The organism is Bacillus sp. FJAT-47783 (assembly GCF_022808615.1).
Lineage (GTDB): Bacteria > Bacillota > Bacilli > Bacillales > Aeribacillaceae > Bacillus_BZ.
In genome coordinates this window covers 123,857-146,390 of record NZ_JAKZKS010000004.1, presented here as the reverse complement: position 1 = coordinate 146,390, position 22,534 = coordinate 123,857, and the positions used below count along the sequence as shown (strand labels likewise).

Here is a 22,534-nt window from a genome sequence, read left to right as displayed (position 1 = left end):
GAGAAAACGAAGATGGAACAATCGAAACGATGCCGAGATTCGCTTGTTGTGAAAACAAGTATTGTACTGCCTCCAGATACGAATAGTCACGGAACGATGTTTGGGGGAAAACTTATGGCTTATATAGATGATGTCGCAGCAATATCTGCGATGCGGCACGCGCGAAGTCCTGTTGTGACGGCTTCTACTGATTCTGTTGACTTTCTTCACCCCATTTTTGAAGGGGATGCCGTCTGTTTAGAATCATTTGTTACATATACAGGGCGAACGTCTATGGAAGTATTTGTCAAAGTTGTCGCAGAAAAATTATTAACGGGTGAGCGAAATGTATGTGCCATCTCTTTTCTCACGATGGTTGCTGTGAATAAAAACGGACAACCGATACCTGTACCAAAAGTGTTGCCTGAAACGGATCTTGAAAAAGAGCTCCATGAAACAGCCAAAAAACGATCAGAAATACGAAAACATCGAAAAAAAGAAAACGAGGAAATGGTACAAAATTTTGCTTCAAGATTACCTTAATGATGAATAGCGGGGTTATAACTTAAATATAATCCCGATTGTTCAATGAATAAAAGGAGGGAGAACATGCCACTTGTATTTGTTTATGGAACGTTACGAAAAGGAGAGCATCATCATGATTTGTTACAAAATGAAAAGCGTTTATTTGCACAAGCCTATGTGAAGGGCCATTTGTATGATACAAACTATTATTACCCTGGCTTTGCAATTGGTGAGGGTGTTGTTTATGGGGAAATTTATGAAGTATCAGGAACAACACTTCAAGAGCTTGATAGGTTAGAAGGCTATAATGAAAAAAACGAGAAAGATAGTTTATATATTCGTGAGATGATAACAGCTCAAACGGATACTGGACAAGTTTCGTGCTACATCTACCGATTACAACATGTAGAACCATCTTACCGTTTGATTGAACGTGGCGACTGGAAAGAATATCGCCATTTTATAGAAAAACCTCCCGTAACGTATTATTTTGCGTACGGGTCATGTATGGATACAAATCGTTTCCGGCAACATCAAGTAGATCACCATTTTCAAAAAGTCATAGGTGCTGGTAAGCTAAAAAACTATTCATTACGGTTTACTGTGCATGCCGCAGACGGCGGTCGGGCAGATATTGTTGAAGATGGTGGCACTGTTGAAGGGATCATATATGAAGTTCCTTTTGAGGCGGTCCGTTACTTGTATAAACGTGAAGGTGTCAATTGTTCATTATATCGACCTACATTTGTCGATGTCGAAATAGACGGTCAAACGTATGAAGACTGTTTAACGTTTGTTGTTTGTAAGAAAAAAGAAGAACTAGCACCACCTGATCATTATAGGGAAGAAATATTACGTGGTTCAAAAGGGAGAGTGTCAAATGCCTACTACGAAAAAATTGAACGGTACATGAAGGAACTACCTAAACAATAAAATGGAAAAGAAGTGTTTATGACATAGTATGAAATTATGGTAAAATATCGTCATACATAATGAAGATGGAGGAGTATGGATGAAGAAGGAGTTTGCTGTTATTGGTCTTGGCCGTTTCGGTGGCAGTATTTGCCGTGAATTAAGTGAAGAGGGACTAGAAGTATTAGCGATCGATATTGATGAAGATAAAGTAAATGAGTTTGCCAATATTGCTTCGCACGCGGTCGTAGGAGATACAACGGATGAAGCGGTATTAAAAAGCTTAGGCATTCGCAATTTTGATCATGTCATCGTTGCGATAGGGGATAACATTCAAGCGAGTATTTTAACAACGTTAATGTTAAAAGAGCTTGGTGTAAAGTACATTACGGTAAAAGCACAAAACGATTACCATGAGAAAGTACTAACAAAAATTGGTGCAGACTCAATTGTACACCCTGAACGAGATATGGGAAAACGTATTGCTCATAATATTATTTCAAATAATGTGTTAGATTATTTAGAATTATCGGATGAACATAGCATTGTTGAGATTGTCGCGAATGAAAATATTAGCGGTCATTCCATTATTGAGCTAGATATTCGCGCAAAGTACGGAATAAATATTGTTGCGATAAAGCGCGATAAAGAAATCATCGTTTCCCCACAGGCGGATGAAGTCATACAAAAAGGGGATATCATGATTGTAATTGGTGCCGATGTAGATATTAATCGTTTTGAAAAAAAGGAATGCTAACCCATAATTGAAAGTATGAGTATTGAATCATTTTCCAAACGTTTGTCTATGCTATAATAAAACTTAGTAGTTAAACGTTCTATAAGGGTGGTCGGCTAACCCCTCATTCCAACGGAAAGGGGGTGATGCTTCTGTCGGTATTTGAAAGCTTGATGCTGGCGATTTCGTTCGGAACGCTTATCATTGCCATCTTGTCTTTCGACCATAAAAAATAGACCTCCCTTATGAGTGATGTTGCGGGTGAGGTCTATTTTTTATTAGGCTGATCCCCTATAAACGTTAGCTACTAGCCGCAAGTGTTGCCGCACTTGCGGTTTTTAATTACTATTATATTACCACATACTTTAGAGAAAATTCATCTTTTTAAACCATTTAGTAAAAATTGAACCGTCTGTTCGATTTCCTCTTCATCATTCCAAACCTTTTCAGGTGAAATGACAAATCGGTTGACCATAAAGCCGAGAACAGTCGATATAATCATGCGGATCACCGTATCCGGTGGAAGAAAAACAATTTCACCTTTTTCTTGAAAGTGCAGAATGATGTTTTTAAATTTTTCATAAACGTGGTTTAAAAACACTTTACGAAATTCCCCTTGTAGCTCTTCATGATAAAATACTTCTTGCATGTAAATTTTTAAAATAGGAAAGTTTTGTTTAGCAAAATCAAAGCGATTTTGAATCATCTTTCGTAAAAACGATTCAAAGCTTTTATGCTCGTTTTCAAAAATTTCTCTTGAAAAGTTTTTTGCAAAGAAGGGAGCGACATATTTAATCATCGTCGGCATGACAATTGAAATGAGCAGATCTTTTTTTGTTTTGTAATGACGGAAAATCGTCCCTTCAGCGACACCTGCTTTTTTCGCAATTTCACTTGTTGATGTGGCGGCAAACCCTTTTTCGGAAAATATTTCGATTGCGGCAGCGACAATTTTCTTCTGCTTTTCACTCATTTTATTTTCTGGATCGTAATTTCGCAAAAATTGGTCCATCATTTCAGCTATATCCATAAAATAAACATCCTTTCAACTATTTCGTTATAGACGTCGATATCGTTTTAAAACAACAATATTTAATAATGTAAACAAAACGGAAAATCCGAGCAAAATATAGATGTCATATTGAATGGCCTCAAACCCATTACCGCGAATCATCACTTCTCTTAATGCCTCTGCACCATACGTTAACGGCATGATCACACTAATCGAAGCGAGCCAGTCAGCCATCGCCTCAAGTGGAAAGAGACCAGAGAAAAAAATTTGCGGAACGATCACGAGCGGAATAAATTGAATCATTTGCAGCTCGTTATTCGCAAAGGCTGATAACAACGTTCCGAGTGTTAAAGCAGTCATCGCTAATAAGAGAGAAATCAGTAATAAGTAAAGAAAAGAACCTTCTAACATCATTTCTAAAACCGTAATCGAATAACCAGCAATAAACGAAACTTGAAGGCTCGTAAATAAACCAAAACCGAGAATATATCCAAAAACGAGCTCATATCGCCTGATTGGTGTCGCCATTAATCGTTCAAGTGTCCCTGTCGTTCGTTCTCGTAAAAACGAGACACCTGCAATTAAGAAGACGAAGAAAAAGATGAACACTCCAATTAGAACAGGGCCGATATAATCAAAATATCTCATCTCTTCATTTCCGTATACATAATCAACGCTCGGTTTTTGTTCGAGTGAAGAAGGGGAAGATAAGGCCGTTAAAGATTGTTGAACGATCGTTAAAACTGCTTTTGAATCATTTGGATTCGTCCCTTCTATCGTTATTTTAGGCGGGATTGAATCGAATGTAACGAACGCATCCAACTCATGGTCAATGATTGTTGATTCAATATGTTTCGTTTCCTCGAAGACCTCTATTTCAATATTTTTTTCCTTTAATTGGTCTATAAACGGTTCAGGAGCTTGATACAGTCCGATCGTAAACGATTTCTCACCGCTCGTAAATATGAGGTTCATTAATGTTAAAATAAAAATAGGGGCTATAATCATTAAGGCAAGTGTCCGTTTATCTCGATAAAATTGCCGGATAATCCGTTTCGTTAAAGCGATGATTCTCATATAAGCGCACCTCCATAATGTAAAAAGGCATCCTCAATACTATTAACGGAAACGTTTTGCTTTAGTTCTGATGGTCTACCTATCGCCATGATTTTCCCTTCACGAATCATCGCAAGTCGCGTGCACTTTTCCGCTTCATCCATCACATGTGTCGTAACAACAATGGTCGTCCCATTTTCCCGAAGCTGTTCCAGCTCATTCCAAACAGACTGTCGTAAGATCGGATCAATTCCGACAGTCGGCTCATCTAATATGAGAACTTCTGGTTCATGAAGGAGGGAAATCGCTAAAGAAAGCCTTCTTTTCATCCCGCCAGAAAACTGATGAATTTTTTTATGTTTGTCTTCTATTAAATCAACGATTGCTAATACGTGTTCGATTCTCTTTCTTTTTTGAGTCCCTTTCAAACCGTATAGTGATGCAAAAAAATCAACATTTTCCGCTGCTGTTAAATCATTATATAAAGCATCGGATTGCGCCATAAAACCGATTTTTAACGTCAAATCTAAGTTTGGAACTTTTGTGCCTAAAACGTGAACAGTTCCTATTGAAGTACTCTCCATCCCGATGATGCATTTTACTAACGTCGTTTTTCCTGATCCTGAAGGACCGAGCAGCCCAAATATTTCGCCACGATTGACATTGAATGTTACATTCTTTAGCACTTCTTTTTTTCGAAACGATTTCGATACATTATCTAATTGAATAACGGAATGATCCATCAATTCTCCTCCTCGTTAACATGTAAAGTGAGTAATCACTCATTCTTAGTATAAGAGGAATGAAGAAAGTTGTAAAGTGAGTAATCACTCACTTTGAGATAAAATTGACCAACATTTAACAATTTGGTACTTTAGTAGTATCAAAGAAAGCGAGGATAAGATGTTGTATTCATTTATGATCCGTTTTGCTATGTTTAGCTGCTTATGGGTAGGGTACTTATGGTCAGAATGGCATTCGCTTCAACATGTAACGATCGCATTTTTTACATGTACGATCATTCTTACAAGCTATTTTCTCCTTCCATTAGTAAAGAATAAATTTCCATTATACATATTCATGGTCATCGCTATGTTTTTAACGGACTTTTTTATTTTCTCAAGTCAAAATGCATACGTTGAGCTCCTCATTTTATTTCTTTTTTTAAATGCTGTTGAACATTTAAAGATGAAGGCATTTACAGTGCTGCTCATATTTTCTGCAGTCATCACAACCGTGCTTCTTTATTATGACGGCTTGTGGAAAATGGAGTGGATCATCGGCTTTATGTTCTTCTACATCATTAGTTATTTAACTAATTTATATTTCCATCGATATGAAGAGAATAAAGTGCTTTATGAAGAATTATTAAGTGAATACCGGCATTTAAAGCGGATGCAGTTTGAAAATGGACGGGTGACGAGATTGGAAGAACGTACGCGTATTGCCCGGGATATTCATGATTCTGTCGGCCATAAATTGACGGCTTTATTAATGCAAATTGAAATATTGCGGGAACATGATTCAACAGGTGCTTTTACCATTATAAAACAGTTAGCAAAAGAAAGTTTAGAAGAAACAAGATTGGCTGTTCGAAGCTTGAAGGCAGAGGAAGTAGAAGGAATTGCCTCTGTCATTCATTTAATTCGGAAACTAGAGTTGGAGAGTCATATAAACGTCCATTTCACAACGAAGAAAGGGGTATTAACCATCCCTTTAACGAATAAGGAAAGTGTCGTTTTATATCGAGTCATACAAGAGGCGTTAACAAACGCGATGAGGCACGGAAGTACACGTGAGGTATTTGTCACGTTATCCATCAATGCGATAGGAGAATTACAATTTTTGATTGAAAATGATATTTCGGAACCTACAGTCTTCAAAGAAGGATTTGGTTTAACGAATTTGCGAAAACGTGTAGAAGAACTACATGGGAAAGTAACGATTTATCAAACGGATCAACGTTTCATCATACGTGGAACATTTCCGAAAAACGAGAGGATTTGATGTGATGGTTCGAATTATGCTTGTAGAAGATCAGGCGATCGTTCGCCAAGGATTAAAAATGATGATCGAACAATATGAAAGCTATACCGTTATTGCGGAAGCCTCTACAGGCGTTGAGGCTCTTCAACAAATGGAGATCAAAACGATTGATTGCATCGTAATGGATATTCGTATGCCTGATTTAAATGGGATTGAAGCAACGCGAAAGATAAAATGTAGGTTGCCGAATGTCAAAATATTAATATTAACAACATTCAATGATGATGAATATGCGATGGAAGCGTTGAAAGTAGGGGCAAATGGTTTCATGTTAAAAACAGCGAATGCAAATGAAGTAATAGAAGCGATCGACAGCTGCTTAAAAGGAGGGATGCGCATTCATGAAGAGGTTGCTGCAAAAGTAGTACCTAAACTGCTAAAGTCAGAAAACAAGTCAAGCAAATGTGATATCCCTCTTTCACCACGCGAGCTATCGATTACAAAGTGTGTAGGGGAAGGTAAAACAAACAAAGAAATTGCAGTCGAACTACATTTATCTGTCGGGACGGTGAAAAATCATGTGACGCAAATTTTACATAAGCTTGAATTAAGGGACCGGACACAACTAGCGATATATGCCATCCGAAATGATTTAGTATAACGTGAAACTTCATTCAGGCGGGAATCTTGCGAGATAAAAGTACATGGACTAAACGTTGTCAGGTACGCGCGCCTGACATTTTCTGTTAATCCATATAAAAAAGTGACGGAGGTCATACGTGTATCATCGATTCGTGACGGAAGTTACTATCGAATGCAAGGAAGCTTTTATAGGATAAATGTAGAACAAATGAGAGGTGATTTCATTGTTAGAAGTTGTAGAGTTATCAAAACGTTATAAAAAAGTGGAAGCAGTCCGAAATGTTCAGCTGTTTATCCAAAAAGGGGAGATCGTCGGTTTACTCGGACCGAATGGCGCCGGCAAGTCAACGACGATTTCCATGATGTCTTCATTAATTGCGCCAACGAGTGGAGATGTTCGTTTAAATCATGAAAGCATCTTGAAAAATCCACAAAAGATTCGAAATATACTTGGGGTCGTTCCTCAAGAAATCGCTTTGTATGAAGATTTAACGGCTCGTGAAAATTTACAATTTTTCGGGCGGATTCACGGACTCACTGGAAGTGAACTGAAAAAGAAAATGGAAGAAACTCTCCGCTTAATCGGTCTTGATGAACGAAAAAATCAGCTTGTCAAAACGTTTTCGGGCGGGATGAAAAGACGTCTCAATATTGGGGTTGCCCTCCTTCATGAACCTGAGCTATTAGTGATGGATGAACCGACAGTCGGAATCGATCCACAATCACGTCATTATATTTTGGAAACGGTAAAGAGGTTAAATAAAGAAAAGGAAATGTCGGTGTTATACACAAGCCATTACATGGAAGAGGTCGAATATTTGTGTGACCGTATTTACATTATGGATAGAGGACAAATTATTGCATCAGGAACGAAAGATGAAATAAAAAATATTTTATCTTCCGAGCAAGCAGTTGAGATCAAAGTAAAGACAGAAAATCAACACTTCATACACGCTTTACAAAATCATCCTTCGATTACAAATATAACAGAAAAAGGGAAAATGATTTCGGTATTAGTGCCAAAGGAAATGAACTTTTTTACGACGATTGTGCATATGGCTGAGGAAACGGGAACAATGATCCAAGCGGTTGATGTGAAAGTTCCGACACTTGAAGATGTCTTTTTACATTTAACGGGTCGAGCACTTCGCAATTAAAGGGGGGATTCAAATGTTAAAAGCGTTTATAAAAAAAGATCTCCTTCTTTCTTTTCGTAATCGGCAAGAGCTACTCATTTTATTAGGGATGCCGTTATTATTAATCACGATATTAGGCTTTGCGCTTGGAAATTTTATGGATAGCGATAGCATCACGTTAAAAGCAAATGTTGCCATCATTCAAGAAGGGAACGAAAAAGAAGAGATCCATCAATTTCTTTCAGATTATGAAAAGGAAGAGGCAGAACCAATAAAGGAACAGATTACTGAGATCGCTCCGGTACACATTCTTGTTAACGAAATACTAATGAGCAAGGACTTGAAAGAATACATCGACGTTGACATCGAATCAGCGAATGATCTTGATCAATTAAAGAAGAACAATAACTATGACGCCATAGTAGTCATTCCGGAAAAGTTTTCGTACGAAATGCTTGAAAAAATGTACGGGTTTCGTGATGAACGAGCTCCCTCATTGCAAGTTTATGTCAATGAAGGGCGAGAGCTTCGGACAAATATTATCGAAGATATTTTAGAAAGTTACCAAGAGCAATATTCCCGTTCGCTTTCTTTCATGAAAGCTGGAGTGGATCTAAGTCATGAGGGTGAACGTTTACGCATTCCAGGTGTCGTTGAAGCGATCGAGAAAAAGAAACCGATTTCTGCGATGAGCTATTATACGATCGGTATGAGTGTCATGTTCGTCTTATATATTGCTGGAAATACCGGGGCACTTGCGTTTCAAGAAAAAAAGTCGCGTGTATTTGACCGCATCGTTCTCGCAAATGTTTCTCCATCTACTTATTTTGCAAGTATTATTTTCTCTTCCATGCTTTTATCGGTCATTCAACTCGGGATATTATTTTCTGTTACAGGCACCCTATATCAAGTTATATGGCCGAATCTGATCGCATTTTTGCTTGTTACAATCTGTTTATCGTTTTCAGTAGGATGTATCGCATCACTATTAATGGCGCTTAATTATCGGTACAATTCGGCCAATGTATCCACCATCTTTTCAAGCACAATCATCACGATCTTTGCCTTTTTAGGCGGAAGTTTTTTTCCGACAAGCGGTTTATCAGATTTTATCGGAAAAATTGGACAGCTAACTCCAAATGGGGCAAGTATGAGCGCTTATTTGAAAATATTGCAAGGTTATCCAATATCTGCGATCAATGGTGAGCTTTTCACGCTGATTTGCATTGGCTGTCTATTTGTAATTCTCGCATGGTTTTCTTTTCCGAGAAAGGGGGATATAAGATGAAGGCCATTTTGCAAACAAAAATACGATTATTTATTCGAAAGCCGTGGTTATTTTTAATCATGACGGTGTTATGTGTAATCTTTGCTATTTTTGTAGGAAAAGGGACGAAACCGATCATTGAAATTCCCGTTTTTTCGGAAATGAATGAAGAAGATACTGCAATTGTGATGGAAAAACTAAAAGAATCAAAAAGCTTCCGTTTCGACTTGCTAACAGAGAATGAGGTTGAAAAACAAGTAAGTGAAGGGAAGGTCGAAGCTGGGATCGTATTAAAAGAAGATGATTTTACCATTTTAACTGCGGCCAATACACCTAACCTTACTTTGATCCAACAATATGTTTCAGACGTGTATTCTGAGTATGTTCAAAATGAACAGCTTATAGCGAAATTCACAAATAAAGAGGCGGTAAAACAAGCATTACAAGCTTCAAAAGAAAATCCAGCGTTTACAATAGAAAAGAAAAATTTTACGAATGACGAAACCGTCATCATTGATACTCAGCTACAAGGCTTATTCGGTTTCTCTTTGTTTTTTGCGATTTATACAATTGCCTATACTGTTGTTTCCATATTGGAGGAGAAAGAAGCAGGAATTTGGAATCGAATCGTACTCTCTTCCGTAAAGAAGTGGGAGATGTATGTAGCGAACCTTCTTTATAGCTTTGTCCTCGGTTATATTCAAATTGTACTAATCTTTTGTATGTTTAAGTTCGGGGCAGGAGTGGACTTTCACGGTGCGTTTTTGCGTGTTCTTCTATTACTTATTCCATACGTGTTTGCGATTGTGGCAATGTCTGTCATGATCACAGGATTCGTAAAAAATTCACGACATTTTCAAGCGATGATCCCCCTTGTTTCTGTTAGTATGGCGATGATTGGAGGAGCGTTTTGGCCTATTGAAATTGTTTCTTCTGATATCATGGTTACTCTTTCAAAATTTGTCCCGATCACATACGGAATGGAACTGTTAAAAGGTGCAACGATATACGGATTATCGTTTACCGATATGTTATATCCGATCGCGGTTTTAACCTTTATGGGAGTTGTAATGATGGGGGTAGGGATTAATGTCATGGAGAAAAAGTATAGCTCTTAACAAGGTTCATCAATCGAAAAAGCAAAGCCCACAGAGTGTTCTGTGGGCTTTGTTTCTGTATTAAATTTCCATAATAATTGGCAGGATCATTGGGCGACGTTTCGTTTTTTCATATAAAAATGGTGCTAGTGTATCGGTAATTTCATTTTTAATTTCTGACCATTGTGATGTCCGACGCTCCATCACTTTGTTTAAATGTTTCGCAATTAATTCTTGAGCATCGTTAATTAAATCACCTGATTCGCGCATATAAACGAATCCTCGTGAAATAATGTCTGGACCCGCTTCGATCTTAAATTCTTTCATATTAATGCTAACGACAACAATGACGAGCCCTTCTTCTGAAAGAATGCGACGATCGCGCAGGACAATGTTTCCGATATCACCAATGCCGCTTCCATCAATGTAAACAGAACCGGACGGAATTTTACCAGCAATCGATGCTTCCTCTTCATTCATAGCTAACACTTCACCGTTATCCATAATGAAGCAATTTTCTTCCTTTACATCGCAGTCAACAGCAAGCTTTGCATGCATGATTTGCATCCGGTATTCACCGTGGATAGGCATGAAATACTTCGGTTTCATGAGACGAAGCATTAATTTTTGTTCTTCTTGACCACCGTGACCAGATGTGTGAATGTCACTTAATGAGCCGTGAATAACCTCTGCCCCCGCTCGATAAAGCTGGTTAATCGTACGAGATACACTTAATGTATTTCCTGGAATCGGTGATGAAGAAAAGACAACAGTATCTCCAGGAATGATTTGAATTTGTCGGTGAGTTCCATTCGCGATACGTGATAGTGCCGCCATTGGCTCACCTTGGCTTCCAGTACATAAAATTGTGACGCGATGAGCGGGCAAGCGGTTAATCTCATTCGCATCGACAAACGTATCTTTCGGACAACGAATGTAGCCGAGATCATGTCCAATATCAATGGCTGCTTCCATGCTTCGCCCAAACACAGCAATCTTACGGTTGTATTTCACAGCCGCTTCCGTTACTTGTTGCAATCGATGAATATTTGAGGCAAACGTTGCAAAGATAATTCGTCCAGGAACTTTACGGAAAATCTCCTCTATGCTCTCACCGACACGTCGTTCAGACATCGTGAAATCAGGAATTTCACTATTTGTACTATCAGATAGAAGACAAAGCACGCCTTCCTTTCCGATTTCTGCCATTTTTGTTAAGTTAGCAGGTTCGCCAACTGGTGTAAAGTCAAATTTAAAGTCACCCGTATGTACGATATTTCCTGCCGGAGTTTTCACGACAACTCCGTACGAATCCGGAATACTATGTGTCGTTCTGAAAAAGGTTACGGCCGTTTTCCGAAACTTAATGATATCGTCTTCAGAAATAACATGTAATTTTGCTTGACGCAAAAGACCGTGCTCTTCTAATTTGTTTTTAATTAACCCGAGGGCAAGTTTCCCACCGTAAATCGGAATATTGACTTCTCTTAATAAATAAGGAATACCGCCAATATGGTCTTCATGCCCATGCGTGACGAACAATCCTTTTATTTTATCTTGATTTTTTACTAAGTACGAATAATCCGGAATCACATAATCAATGCCAAGTAATTCATCCTCAGGGAATTTAATACCCGCATCGATTAAAATAATCTCATCTTGGAATTGTACCGCATACGTATTTTTACCGATCTCCCCTAGTCCACCTAGAGCAAATGTTGCTACTTGATTATTTTTTACAAATTTCATAAATCATCAAATCTCCAATACTTTAAAGTTTTCGCTTTGTTTTTCGTATTCGAGGAAAACATCGTTTACGTTTTGAATAAATTCGATGTTATATCCATGATCTTTTAATTTAGCCCGAACTTCACCTTCTGATTCTGCCTCAACAAAAATCGATTTCGTTCTTTCCCGAACAGGTGGTTCTTGTGCAATTTCTTGATAGAATACTTTAAACATCATTTTTCCAAATCTCTCCTTAACTTCCGTTTGTTTCACTCGCTTTTATTATTATATGCGAAATTGTACATAAAGAAAAGCGAATGTAAGGAAAACAGCTCTTTATCCTGCTAAAAAAAAGAACTGAGCAAAAGCCCAGTTCCTTACGCAATTAATTTTCTTCGTAAAACATGTTTCCATTCTTTTTGCAGTTTCTTCTTTAATTTTTTCAGCATATTTCATCCCCCCTTAAAATGATTTCAATGATATGGGCTTATGAAAAATGGTAAGGACATTTTCTTTTGGCTTCTTTACTTCTATTATATGTGTTTTTGTCCCTTAATTTACATAAGTGCAGATGGGAAAATTCACCATGATGGTTTTTGGACGTTGAGCTATTTATTCATTCAAATCTCATTTTTTTAAAATAGTGTAAATCCATAAGGAATTGATTGTGTTAAAAATTAAAATTCGTTAAGATGAGTATGGTTTCATTTAAATGAAAGAATTCAAAAAAGAGGGGTTACATATGACAAAAAAATTAATTTTTTTCGATATAGATGGGACGTTATTAGACTCTGACAAAGAATTACCCATTTCAACGAAAGAAACGATTCAACAATTAAAAGAAAAAGGGCACTATGTAGCCATCGCGACTGGCCGAGCTCCTTTTATGTTTAAACAGTTACGAGAAGAGCTACTTATTGATTCATTTGTCAGTTTTAATGGGCAATACGTCGTTTTCAAAGATGATGTCGTGTATGAAAATCCACTAAAAATCGATACATTAAAAAAGCTGTTAGAGTATGCGCATGAATCAAATCATCCGCTCGTTTTTATGAGTGAAGAGGATATGAAGTCAAGTGTCGAAGACCATCCATTTATCCATGAAAGCATGGGCTCATTAAAATTTGATCACCCAGGTTTTCATCCTCAATATTTTAACGAAAAAAACATATATCAAACACTTCTATTTTGTGAAGAAGGGGACGAAGTTTTATACAACCATTACGAAGAGCTTCGTTTCATTAGATGGCATAAATTTTCAACAGACATCTTACCACTGGGTGGCTCCAAAGCAGAAGGAATGAAAAAAATTATGGATCGTCTTCAATTTAATCGTGAAGATGTTGTGGCTTTTGGAGATGGATTAAATGACATGGAAATGATACAATTTGCCGGAACCGGTGTCGCTATGGGCAATGCCGTCCAAAGCTTGAAGGAAGTAGCCGATTATGTAACGAAACCAGTAGATGAAGAAGGAATTAAACACGCGGTTTATGAATTGAATTTGTTATAACGATTGAATAAAAGCTGGGCAGCCGAAATTATCGGTACCCAGCTTTTCCATTACCTTTCAATCGGAATAGCGTTTTCAGGTTCTTTGAATGGATTTTTTTGATCGATATGATCGTAGAACATAATTCCATTTAAGTGATCGATTTCGTGCTGGAATACAATTGATAGCAATCCTTTCAATCGTATATCAACATCATTTCCATCGATATCAACAGCCTTTACTCGAATGCGGGCATAACGAGGAACATATCCAGGTACAGAACGATCGACAGATAAGCACCCTTCACCGCTTGTTAAATAACTTTTTTCAACGGAATGACTGACAATTTTTGGATTCATTAAAGCGTATGTATGTTGCTTTCCTTTTTCATCTTCCACATGAATGGCAATCATTCGTTTCGAGACATTTATTTGCGGTGCAGCAAGCCCGATTCCTGGTCTTAATCCGTATTTTTCAACCATTTCTTCGTTTTGACTATTGATTACGTATTCGATCATCCGCTTAAGTGTTTGTTTATCTTCATCAGTTGCCGGAATTGGTACTTCCTTTGCCACTTGGCGAAGTGTTGGATGACCTTCACGAATAATATCTTTCATCGTAATCATATTTTCTCCACTCCTAAAAATAACATTCATATGACAAATTATAATGGTATGAATGATTTATAAGCAAATAATTTTCTTCTATAGTCATTCGCCTGAGCAGGTCATTTTTTCTATTTTGCCCTCATAAAATGAAACACTGACAAGCTGTAAAACGTTGTCAGGTCGTATAGAAATAGATATAGTAGAAATGGGTTGTTTACATAAAGGGGGATATGAAATGAAGAGGAACATTCCGTTATTATTCATCATGGCCATCATATTGCTCGGTGGATGTGTAGGGAATAAGCCAGAAGAAAATGTTTATTCGATTCTTGAAAAGGTCGCAACACTTGAAAATTCATTTAAGGAACAACAAAAATCGATTGCGGAATTAGAAAAGAAGGAACAGGAGCTATATAAACAAATCATCGCCTTAAACATGGAAGATTTCGATCAGATTGTTAAGTTAAGTAAGGAAGCTTTGACGACGATTGAAGAAAGAGAAAAACGAATTCAAGAGGAATATGACAGTATAAAAAAATCAAAAGAAGAATTCGCCAAGGCTAAAAGCGAAGTGGAGAAGATTAAAGACGAAAAATTAAAAGAGCGTGCAGAACAACTTATAGAAGTAATGTCAAACCGATATGAAACATACGAAACGCTGTATGCTCATTATAAACAGGCTTTATCATTGGATAAAGAATTATATGAAATGTTTCAAAATAAAGAGTTGACGTTAGAGGAACTTCAAACACATATTGACAAAATCAATGAAGAGTATAAAAAAGTGATGGAAGAAAATAAGTCGTTTAATGATTATACGAAATCATACAATGATCAAAAAGAAAAATTTTATAAGGAAGCGGAATTAACCGATGACACGAATTGAATCCCCGCAAAGAGGGGATTCTTTTTTTACATTGGATTTTCAAAAAGTTTCATAAAATTTGAACTAACTGTATCAGTAATAGTATAACAGATCTAAATGTTGTATTAATACAGAAAATAATTTTCAGACAATAATATATTTTTATTTATGTCGTATTAACCTATGTAAAATAAAGAAAAACAAAGTCATTGACGAGTGCAATTAAAATGTGTAAACTATGAATTGTGTTCAAATGTGTACTAATATTTTTCAAGTAATGATTAGTACAGAATAAAGAACGATGACCTAATTCACGGGTGTAATTAGGTGTTAAATCATAGGGTAAGGGTTTATATAGTCATCAAAGCAATGTGTCATCCTTTTCAATTTAGGGTAACCTAATGCTGTGAATAGGTAAGATTTTTTTTTCATTAACAAACGAAAACGAAAGGAAGAGGTGACTTTAATGGCTGCGAAAACGAAAAAAGCTGTAGTCGACAGCAAGAAGCAATTTGAAGCCATTTCAAAGCAGTTCCAAACATTCCAAATTTTAAATGAAAAAGGCGAAGTCGTGAATGAAGCGGCAATGCCTGAATTAACGGATGAACAATTAAAAGAATTAATGAGACGTATGGTATATACACGTGTATTAGACCAGCGTTCAATTTCATTAAACCGCCAAGGTCGTCTCGGATTCTATGCGCCAACAGCAGGACAAGAAGCTTCTCAAATTGCATCACACTTTGCGCTTGAGAAAGAAGACTTCCTATTACCTGGATACCGTGATGTTCCTCAGTTAATTTGGCACGGCTTACCGCTATACCAAGCGTTCTTATTCTCACGTGGTCATTTCCACGGTAACCAAATGCCTGAAGATGTAAATGCACTTTCACCACAAATCATTATCGGTGCTCAGTACATCCAAACAGCAGGTGTTGCACTCGGAATGAAAAAACGTGGCAAACAAGCAGTTGCTGTTACATATACAGGAGACGGTGGTACATCTCAAGGTGATTTCTACGAAGGTATTAACTTTGCAGGTGCATTCAAAGCTCCAGCTATTTTCATCGTTCAAAATAACCGCTTTGCGATTTCTACACCTGTTGAAGTTCAATCTGCAGCTCAAACATTAGCACAAAAGGCAGTATCTGCAGGAATTGTTGGCGTACAGGTTGACGGTATGGATCCGCTTGCTGTTTACGCTGCTGTTCGTGAAGCACGTGAACGCGCTATTAACGGTGAAGGTCCTACATTAATCGAAACACTTTGTTACCGCTATGGTCCACATACGATGGCTGGTGACGATCCAACTCGTTATCGTACGAAGGATCTTGACAATGAATGGGAAGCAAAAGATCCACTTGTTCGCTTCCGCAGCTTCTTAGAAGCAAAAGGTTTATGGAGCGAAGAAGAAGAAAACAAAGTAATTGAGCAAGCGAAAGAAGAAATTAAAGAAGCGATTCAAAAAGCAGATAATACACCAAAACAAAAAGTAACAGATTTAATGGAAATTATGTTTGAAGAAGGGAACTGGCCTTCTAACTTACAAGAGCAATATGAAATCTACAAAGAGAAGGAGTCGAAGTAAGCCATGGCGCAAATGACTATGATTCAAGCAATCACTGATGCGTTACGTACGGAGTTGAAAAATGACGAAAACGTATTAGTGTTCGGTGAAGACGTTGGTGTAAACGGCGGAGTATTCCGTGCAACGGAAGGTTTACACAAGGAATTTGGTGAAGACCGCGTTTTCGATACACCATTAGCTGAATCCGGTATTGGTGGACTAGCTTTAGGTCTTGGTTTACAAGGCTTCCGTCCGGTTGCAGAAATCCAATTCTTCGGATTTGTATATGAGGTGATGGATTCCATTTCTGGTCAAATGGCCCGTATGCGTTACCGTTCTGGTGGTCGTTGGACTTCTCCTGTTACGATTCGCTCACCGTTTGGTGGCGGCGTACATACGCCAGAACTTCACGCTGATAGCTTAGAAGGTTTAATGGCACAACAGCCTGGATTAAAAGTTGTCATTCCTTCTACACCATACGATGCAAAAGGTCTTTTAATATCAGCGATTCGTGATAATGACCCAGTCATTTTCTTAGAGCATATGAAGTTATACCGTTCATTCCGTGAAGAAGTTCCTGAAGAGGAATACACGATTCCAATCGGAAAAGCAGACGTAAAACGTGAAGGAAAAGACATTTCCATTATCGCTTACGGTGCAATGGTACATGAGTCTTTAAAAGCAGCGGAAGAACTTGAGAAAGAAGGCGTGTCTGCAGAAGTTATTGACTTACGTACAGTAAGCCCATTAGATATCGAAACAATCATTGCATCTGTTGAGAAAACAAACCGTGCCATTGTTGTACAAGAGGCGCAAAAACAAGCGGGAATTGCGGCGAACGTTGTAGCTGAAATCAACGATCGTGCAATCCTAAGCTTAGAAGCTCCTGTATTACGTGTAGCTGCACCTGATACAGTTTATCCGTTCTCTTCAGCAGAGAGCGTATGGCTTCCTAATTACAAAGATGTATTAGAAACAGCGAAAAAAGTATTATCATTCTAACCTAGAAATAAAAAATCAACATAAGAGAAAGAAATCAGATATTGCTGATTTCTTTCTTTAAGAATATGTAAGGACAAACGAAACATAAATCATTTTTTATAGGAGGTCGAAATCCGTGGCTTTTGAATTTAAATTGCCAGATATCGGTGAAGGAATTCATGAAGGTGAAATCGTAAAATGGTTCGTAAAACCTGGTGATGAAATTAACGAAGATGATGTATTAGCAGAAGTACAAAACGACAAAGCTGTAGTAGAAATTCCTTCTCCTGTTAAAGGAAAAGTATTAGAATTAAAAGTGAGCGAAGGTGAAGTTGCAACTGTCGGTCAAGTTATCGTAACATTTGACGCACCAGGCTATGAAAACCTTCAATTTAAAGGCGATGATCACGCTGATGAACCAAAACAAGAAGAGGTTCAAGAGGAAATAAAAGCTGGACAAGAACAAGAAGAAGTAAACGTAGATCCAAGCCGCCGAATCATCGCAATGCCTTCAGTTCGTAAATATGCACGTGAAAAAGGTGTTGATATTCGCCAAGTTTCTGGATCTGGTAAAAATGGCCGTATCATGAAGTCGGATATTGACGCATTCTTAAACGGTGGTCAAGCTGTTGAAGCAAAAGCAGTAGAAGCACCAGCGCAAGAAATGGCAAAAGAAGAGGTAAAAGAAACAAAACAAGCAGCTCCAGTTGTGCTTGAAGGAGACTTCCCAGAAACACGTGAGAAAATGAGCGGTATCCGTAAAGCAATTGCCAAAGCAATGGTGAACTCGAAGCATACAGCCCCTCACGTTACGTTAATGGATGAGGTCGATGTAACAGCGCTCGTTGCTCATCGTAAGAAGTTCAAAGCGGTTGCAGCTGAACAAGGTATTAAGCTTACATACTTACCGTATGTAGTGAAAGCTTTAACTTCAGCATTGAAGAAGTACCCTGCACTCAACACTTCAATTGATGATAATACAGATGAAGTGATTCAAAAGCATTACTACAATATCGGTATTGCAGCTGATACAGATAAAGGATTGCTCGTGCCAGTTGTTAAACATGCTGATCGCAAGTCGATTTTCAGCATTTCAGACGAAATTAACGAATTAGCGGTGAAGGCACGCGATGGTAAACTTGCTCCAGCCGAAATGAAAGGTGCTTCTTGCACAATTACAAATATCGGCTCTGCTGGCGGTCAATGGTTTACACCAGTTATCAACCATCCAGAAGTTGCGATTTTAGGTATCGGTCGCATCCAAGAAAAAGCAGTTGTAAAAGATGGAGAAATTGTTGCTGCACCAGTTCTTGCTTTATCTTTAAGCTTCGACCACCGTATGATCGACGGTGCAACTGCACAAAATGCGCTTAACCATATTAAGCGTTTGCTTAACGACCCACAATTATTATTAATGGAGGCGTAATCAATGGTAGTAGGAGATTTCCCAATTGAAACAGATACAATAGTCATAGGTGCTGGCCCTGGTGGCTACGTTGCAGCAATCCGCGCAGCGCAATTAGGTCAAAAAGTTACAATCGTAGAAAAAGGAAATGTAGGCGGCGTTTGCTTAAATGTTGGTTGTATTCCGTCCAAAGCATTAATCAATGCGGGTCACCGCTTTGAAGAGGTAAAACATTCTGATCACATGGGAATTAAAGCGGAAAACGTTACGTTTGATTTCACAAAAGTTCAAGAGTGGAAAGAAAGCATTGTCAAAAAATTAACGGGCGGCGTTCAAGGCTTACTAAAAGGCAACAAAGTAGAAATTGTAAAAGGGGAAGCTTATTTCGTTGATGCGAATACTATTCGCGTAATGGACGAAAACTCCGCACAAACGTATAAGTTTAACAATGCGATTATCGCAACAGGATCTCGACCAATTGAAATTCCTACGTTTAAATTCTCTGATCGCGTCATTGATTCTACAGGGGCACTGAACTTAAAAGAAGTACCGAAGAAACTTGTTGTAATCGGTGGCGGAGTTATCGGTGTAGAGCTTGGAACAGCTTATGCGAACTTTGGAACTGAAGTTGTCATCGTTGAAGGTGCTGACGAAATCATTCCAGGTTTCGAAAAGCAAATGACAGCACTTGTTAAACGTAACTTAAAGAAAAAAGGTGTTGAAATCCATACAAAAGCAATGGCAAAAGGTGTGGAAGAAACGAAAGACGGTGTAAAAGTTACGTTTGAAGTAAAAGGTGAAGAGAAAACAGTTGAAGCAGACTACGTGCTTGTTACAGTTGGTCGTCGTCCAAACTCTGATGAGTTAGGACTTGAGCAAGTTGGTGTTGAGTTGACAGATCGCGGTTTAATTAAAATCGACAATCAATGCCGTACGAGCGTTCCAAATATTTATGCAATCGGTGACGTTGTGGAAGGTCCTGCGCTTGCTCACAAAGCTTCCTACGAAGCGAAAATTGCTGCAGAAGCGATTGCTAACCAGCCAGCAGAAATTGATTACACAGCAATTCCAGCGGTTGTATTCTCAGAACCAGAACTTGCTTCTGTTGGCTATACGGAACAACAGGCGAAAGAAGAAGGTATTGACGCTATTGCAGCTAAATTCCCATTTGCAGCAAATGGTCGTGCCCTATCTTTAAGCGCATCTGACGGCTTTATGAAGCTTGTAACACGTAAAGAAGATGGTCTTGTTATCGGTGCACAAATTGCGGGTCCAAACGCATCTGATATGATTGCTGAGCTTGGTCTTGCGATTGAAGCAGGTATGACAGCAGAAGATATTGCCTTAACAATCCATGCTCATCCAACATTAGGTGAGATTTCAATGGAAGCTGCAGAAGTGGCAATTGGCACACCAATTCATATCGTAAAGTAATAAACAAAAAACCCTCGAAAACTCGAGGGTTTTTTTCTATTTATTGTTTCAAATAGTTTAAATTTATAAAAGCGTTAAAATACAATGAATGGAGCTTTGTCTAGCGAAAGCTCATTCAAGAAAAGCAATAGTCGCGCCAATATTGATGAAGAACATTTTGGCCCGTGGGTAAGCAAGGTGTTTGCACTTTTTTTTGTGCAAGAGTGCAAAATATTTTTTTAAATGAGTGCAAATTTATTTTGCGTACCTGCCAATAAATTTTGCTTAATAAAGCAGGGAAATACGGTAAACAAAGGATGTGATGATTGGCACGATTTTTGCAAGAATAATAAATGAACTATGAAGGAGGTTATTGTTGTGACAGTACTACCAAAATCGAAACAAATTATTGAACAAACAGAAAAATTTGGAGCAAAAAACTATCATCCTCTTCCAATTGTTATATCAGAAGCTGAAGGTGTATGGGTAAAAGACCCAGAAGGAAATAAATATATGGATATGTTAAGTGCCTATTCTGCAGTAAACCAAGGTCATAGACATCCGAAAATTATCCAAGCATTAAAGGATCAAGCAGATAAAATAACGCTTACATCACGTGCGTTTCATAACGACCAATTAGGGCCTTGGTATGAAAAAGTAGCAAAATTAACGAAAAAAGATATGGTGCTACCGATGAATACAGGTGCCGAAGCGGTGGAAACAGCAGTTAAAGCTGCGAGAAGATGGGCTTACGACGTTAAAGGTGTTGAAACAGATCGTGCTGAAATTATTGCTTGTACTGGAAACTTCCACGGGAGAACGATGACGGCTGTATCGTTGTCTTCAGAAGAAGAATATAAACGTGGATTCGGTCCAATGCTACCGGGCATTAAATTAATTCCTTATGGCGATATCGATGCCTTAAAAGAAGCGATCACAGAAAATACAGCCGCTTTCCTTATTGAGCCAATTCAAGGGGAAGCTGGAATTAATATTCCAAGGGCAGGATTTTTAAAAGAGGCTTCTGAAGTTTGTAAAAAAGAAAATGTCTTATTCATTGCGGATGAGATTCAAGCTGGTTTAGGACGTTCTGGAAAAATGTTTGCATGTGACTGGGAAAATGTTGTACCGGACATGTACATTTTAGGTAAAGCGTTAGGTGGAGGAGTCTTTCCGATTTCTTGTGTTGCAGCAAATCATGATGTTTTAAGCGTGTTTAACCCTGGCTCTCACGGTTCTACTTTCGGAGGGAATCCGCTTGCATGTGCCGTATCCATCGCGGCAATAGATGTTATACTTGATGAACATTTACCAGACCATGCTCATGAATTAGGAGAGTATTTCATTACACGATTGAAAAAAATTCAAAATCCGATTATTAAAGAAGTAAGAGGTAGAGGGTTGTTTATCGGCGTTGAATTAACGACAGCTGCTAGACCTTATTGTGAAAAGCTGAAAGAAGAAGGATTGTTATGTAAAGAAACACACGAAACCGTTATTCGCTTTGCACCACCACTTATCATCTCAAAAGAAGATCTTGAATGGGCAATAGAGCGTATTGAAAAAGTATTAAGCGTATAATCAATAAAAAGCTTCCATTAATACATTGTTATTTTTGGAAGCTTTTTATTGTGATAAAACATTTTGGACAGCCTCTACAATCGTTTCTTTCTGTTCGACACGACCTTGGATATGTACGATAATTTGATTATTTTCTACAACTAGAAGCGACGGATAGGTGTCGATGTCAAACGGCTCATCTGATGTTTGCGCGGCTTGAAAAACCACCATATTTTCAATTTCTTTCGGATAGTCTTTTTTAAGCTGTAATAAGGCATCATAATATACAGCTTCCTCATTAATTGTGCGTACATCAGAAAAAAATAAAATATGTCGACCATCATATTGCTCTTGCATCGTATGTTGATTTGTATGTTGGCAGCTCGTTAAAAGTAAAACGGTTAAAAGGGAAACGGTTACAACTCGCAACCTCATCCACCTCTTTACATTCATTCTTCGTCCTATATAGGAAAAATTAACTAATCAGTTCGTTAATGATATTCTATCATAATTTTGTTAATTGCCATTGTTTGTCACTTATTTGTTACATAAATGAAAAATATTATA

General features: G+C 38.0%; 23 protein-coding genes. 16 read left to right on the top strand and 7 right to left on the bottom strand.

Annotation, left to right across the window (positions count from 1 at the left end; translation table 11 throughout):
- Positions 1-12 precede the first annotated feature (12 nt).
- From MLD65_RS05520 to MLD65_RS18350, 4 genes are all read left to right on the top strand, one after another.
- Complete coding sequence (locus tag MLD65_RS05520; protein ID WP_243290880.1) at positions 13-522, top strand: acyl-CoA thioesterase; 510 nt, start codon at positions 13-15, stop codon at positions 520-522.
- A 66-nt stretch (positions 523-588) separates the two neighbouring features.
- A complete protein-coding gene (locus tag MLD65_RS05515) occupies positions 589-1,437 on the top strand; it encodes a gamma-glutamylcyclotransferase family protein (RefSeq protein ID WP_243290879.1) in 849 nt (282 codons plus the stop codon).
- A gap of 79 nt (positions 1,438-1,516) precedes the next feature.
- Positions 1,517-2,173, top strand: a complete 657-nt coding sequence (locus MLD65_RS05510; protein WP_243290878.1) for a potassium channel family protein — start codon at positions 1,517-1,519, stop codon at positions 2,171-2,173.
- A gap of 125 nt (positions 2,174-2,298) precedes the next feature.
- On the top strand, positions 2,299-2,388 hold the full coding sequence (locus MLD65_RS18350; RefSeq protein WP_481748492.1) for a putative holin-like toxin: 90 nt from the start codon (positions 2,299-2,301) through the stop codon (positions 2,386-2,388).
- 140 nt (positions 2,389-2,528) lie between these two features.
- On the opposite strand, the gene MLD65_RS05505 is transcribed toward MLD65_RS18350, so the two are convergent.
- From MLD65_RS05505 to MLD65_RS05495, 3 genes are read right to left on the bottom strand one after another with little or no spacing between them, the layout of a single operon-like run.
- Entirely contained in the window at positions 2,529-3,182 is a 654-nt protein-coding gene (locus MLD65_RS05505; protein ID WP_243290877.1) for a TetR/AcrR family transcriptional regulator, read from the bottom strand.
- A gap of 27 nt (positions 3,183-3,209) precedes the next feature.
- Positions 3,210-4,241 (bottom strand): ABC transporter permease, encoded by a 1,032-nt coding sequence (locus MLD65_RS05500; protein WP_243290876.1) that lies wholly within the window; start codon positions 4,239-4,241, stop codon positions 3,210-3,212.
- Complete coding sequence (locus MLD65_RS05495) at positions 4,238-4,963, bottom strand: ABC transporter ATP-binding protein (protein ID WP_243290875.1); 726 nt, start codon at positions 4,961-4,963, stop codon at positions 4,238-4,240. Before MLD65_RS05495 ends, MLD65_RS05500 begins: the two co-directional genes overlap by 4 nt.
- A 160-nt stretch (positions 4,964-5,123) precedes the next feature.
- Here MLD65_RS05495 and MLD65_RS05490 point away from each other — a divergent pair, with 160 nt between their 5' ends.
- From MLD65_RS05490 to MLD65_RS05470, 5 genes are all read left to right on the top strand, one after another.
- Positions 5,124-6,227, top strand: coding sequence for a sensor histidine kinase (locus MLD65_RS05490; RefSeq protein ID WP_243290874.1), 1,104 nt, complete (start codon positions 5,124-5,126; stop codon positions 6,225-6,227).
- A 4-nt stretch (positions 6,228-6,231) separates the two neighbouring features.
- Entirely contained in the window at positions 6,232-6,867 is a 636-nt protein-coding gene (locus MLD65_RS05485) for a response regulator transcription factor (protein WP_243290895.1), read from the top strand.
- A gap of 244 nt (positions 6,868-7,111) precedes the next feature.
- The gene (locus tag MLD65_RS05480; protein WP_481748495.1) at positions 7,112-8,005 is read left to right on the top strand and encodes an ABC transporter ATP-binding protein; all 894 of its coding nucleotides are present in this window, start codon (positions 7,112-7,114) and stop codon (positions 8,003-8,005) included.
- A gap of 13 nt (positions 8,006-8,018) precedes the next feature.
- Positions 8,019-9,272 carry an ABC transporter permease gene (locus MLD65_RS05475; RefSeq protein ID WP_243290872.1) on the top strand — a complete coding sequence of 418 codons (1,254 nt, stop codon included), beginning with the start codon at positions 8,019-8,021 and terminating at the stop codon, positions 9,270-9,272.
- Complete coding sequence (locus MLD65_RS05470; protein ID WP_243290871.1) at positions 9,269-10,369, top strand: ABC transporter permease; 1,101 nt, start codon at positions 9,269-9,271, stop codon at positions 10,367-10,369. The genes MLD65_RS05475 and MLD65_RS05470 overlap by 4 nt, the downstream gene beginning before the upstream one ends.
- A gap of 60 nt (positions 10,370-10,429) precedes the next feature.
- On the opposite strand, the gene rnjA is transcribed toward MLD65_RS05470, so the two are convergent.
- Both rnjA and MLD65_RS05460 read right to left on the bottom strand, forming a co-directional pair.
- Positions 10,430-12,097: a ribonuclease J1 gene (rnjA, locus tag MLD65_RS05465; RefSeq protein WP_243290870.1), complete on the bottom strand. Its 1,668-nt coding sequence runs from the start codon at positions 12,095-12,097 to the stop codon at positions 10,430-10,432.
- Positions 12,098-12,103: 6 nt separating this feature from the next.
- Positions 12,104-12,313: a DNA-dependent RNA polymerase subunit epsilon gene (locus MLD65_RS05460; RefSeq protein ID WP_243290869.1), complete on the bottom strand. Its 210-nt coding sequence runs from the start codon at positions 12,311-12,313 to the stop codon at positions 12,104-12,106.
- A gap of 505 nt (positions 12,314-12,818) precedes the next feature.
- Here MLD65_RS05460 and MLD65_RS05455 point away from each other — a divergent pair.
- Entirely contained in the window at positions 12,819-13,589 is a 771-nt protein-coding gene (locus MLD65_RS05455; protein WP_243290868.1) for a Cof-type HAD-IIB family hydrolase, read from the top strand.
- A gap of 50 nt (positions 13,590-13,639) precedes the next feature.
- Here MLD65_RS05455 and def read toward each other — a convergent pair whose 3' ends face one another.
- Positions 13,640-14,194 (bottom strand): peptide deformylase, encoded by a 555-nt coding sequence (gene def / locus MLD65_RS05450; protein WP_243290867.1) that lies wholly within the window; start codon positions 14,192-14,194, stop codon positions 13,640-13,642.
- 217 nt (positions 14,195-14,411) lie between these two features.
- On the opposite strand from def, the gene MLD65_RS05445 reads away from it, so the two are divergent.
- The 6 genes from MLD65_RS05445 to MLD65_RS05420 all read left to right on the top strand — a co-directional run bounded on the left by MLD65_RS05445 (position 14,412) and on the right by MLD65_RS05420 (position 21,988).
- Positions 14,412-15,062, top strand: coding sequence for a YkyA family protein (locus MLD65_RS05445; protein ID WP_243290866.1), 651 nt, complete (start codon positions 14,412-14,414; stop codon positions 15,060-15,062).
- A 445-nt stretch (positions 15,063-15,507) separates the two neighbouring features.
- Entirely contained in the window at positions 15,508-16,629 is a 1,122-nt protein-coding gene (gene pdhA, locus MLD65_RS05440; RefSeq protein WP_243290865.1) for a pyruvate dehydrogenase (acetyl-transferring) E1 component subunit alpha, read from the top strand.
- Between the two features lie 3 nt (positions 16,630-16,632).
- Complete coding sequence (locus MLD65_RS05435) at positions 16,633-17,610, top strand: alpha-ketoacid dehydrogenase subunit beta (RefSeq protein ID WP_243290864.1); 978 nt, start codon at positions 16,633-16,635, stop codon at positions 17,608-17,610.
- 115 nt (positions 17,611-17,725) lie between these two features.
- Positions 17,726-19,015 carry a dihydrolipoamide acetyltransferase family protein gene (locus tag MLD65_RS05430; RefSeq protein ID WP_243290863.1) on the top strand — a complete coding sequence of 430 codons (1,290 nt, stop codon included), beginning with the start codon at positions 17,726-17,728 and terminating at the stop codon, positions 19,013-19,015.
- 3 nt (positions 19,016-19,018) lie between these two features.
- A complete protein-coding gene (lpdA, locus tag MLD65_RS05425; protein WP_243290862.1) occupies positions 19,019-20,428 on the top strand; it encodes a dihydrolipoyl dehydrogenase in 1,410 nt (469 codons plus the stop codon).
- A gap of 357 nt (positions 20,429-20,785) precedes the next feature.
- Positions 20,786-21,988: an ornithine--oxo-acid transaminase gene (locus MLD65_RS05420; protein ID WP_243290861.1), complete on the top strand. Its 1,203-nt coding sequence runs from the start codon at positions 20,786-20,788 to the stop codon at positions 21,986-21,988.
- A 45-nt stretch (positions 21,989-22,033) separates the two neighbouring features.
- Here the strand turns inward: MLD65_RS05420 and MLD65_RS05415 are convergent, their stop codons facing one another.
- The gene (locus MLD65_RS05415) at positions 22,034-22,396 is read right to left on the bottom strand and encodes a hypothetical protein (protein ID WP_243290860.1); all 363 of its coding nucleotides are present in this window, start codon (positions 22,394-22,396) and stop codon (positions 22,034-22,036) included.
- Positions 22,397-22,534 lie beyond the last annotated feature (138 nt).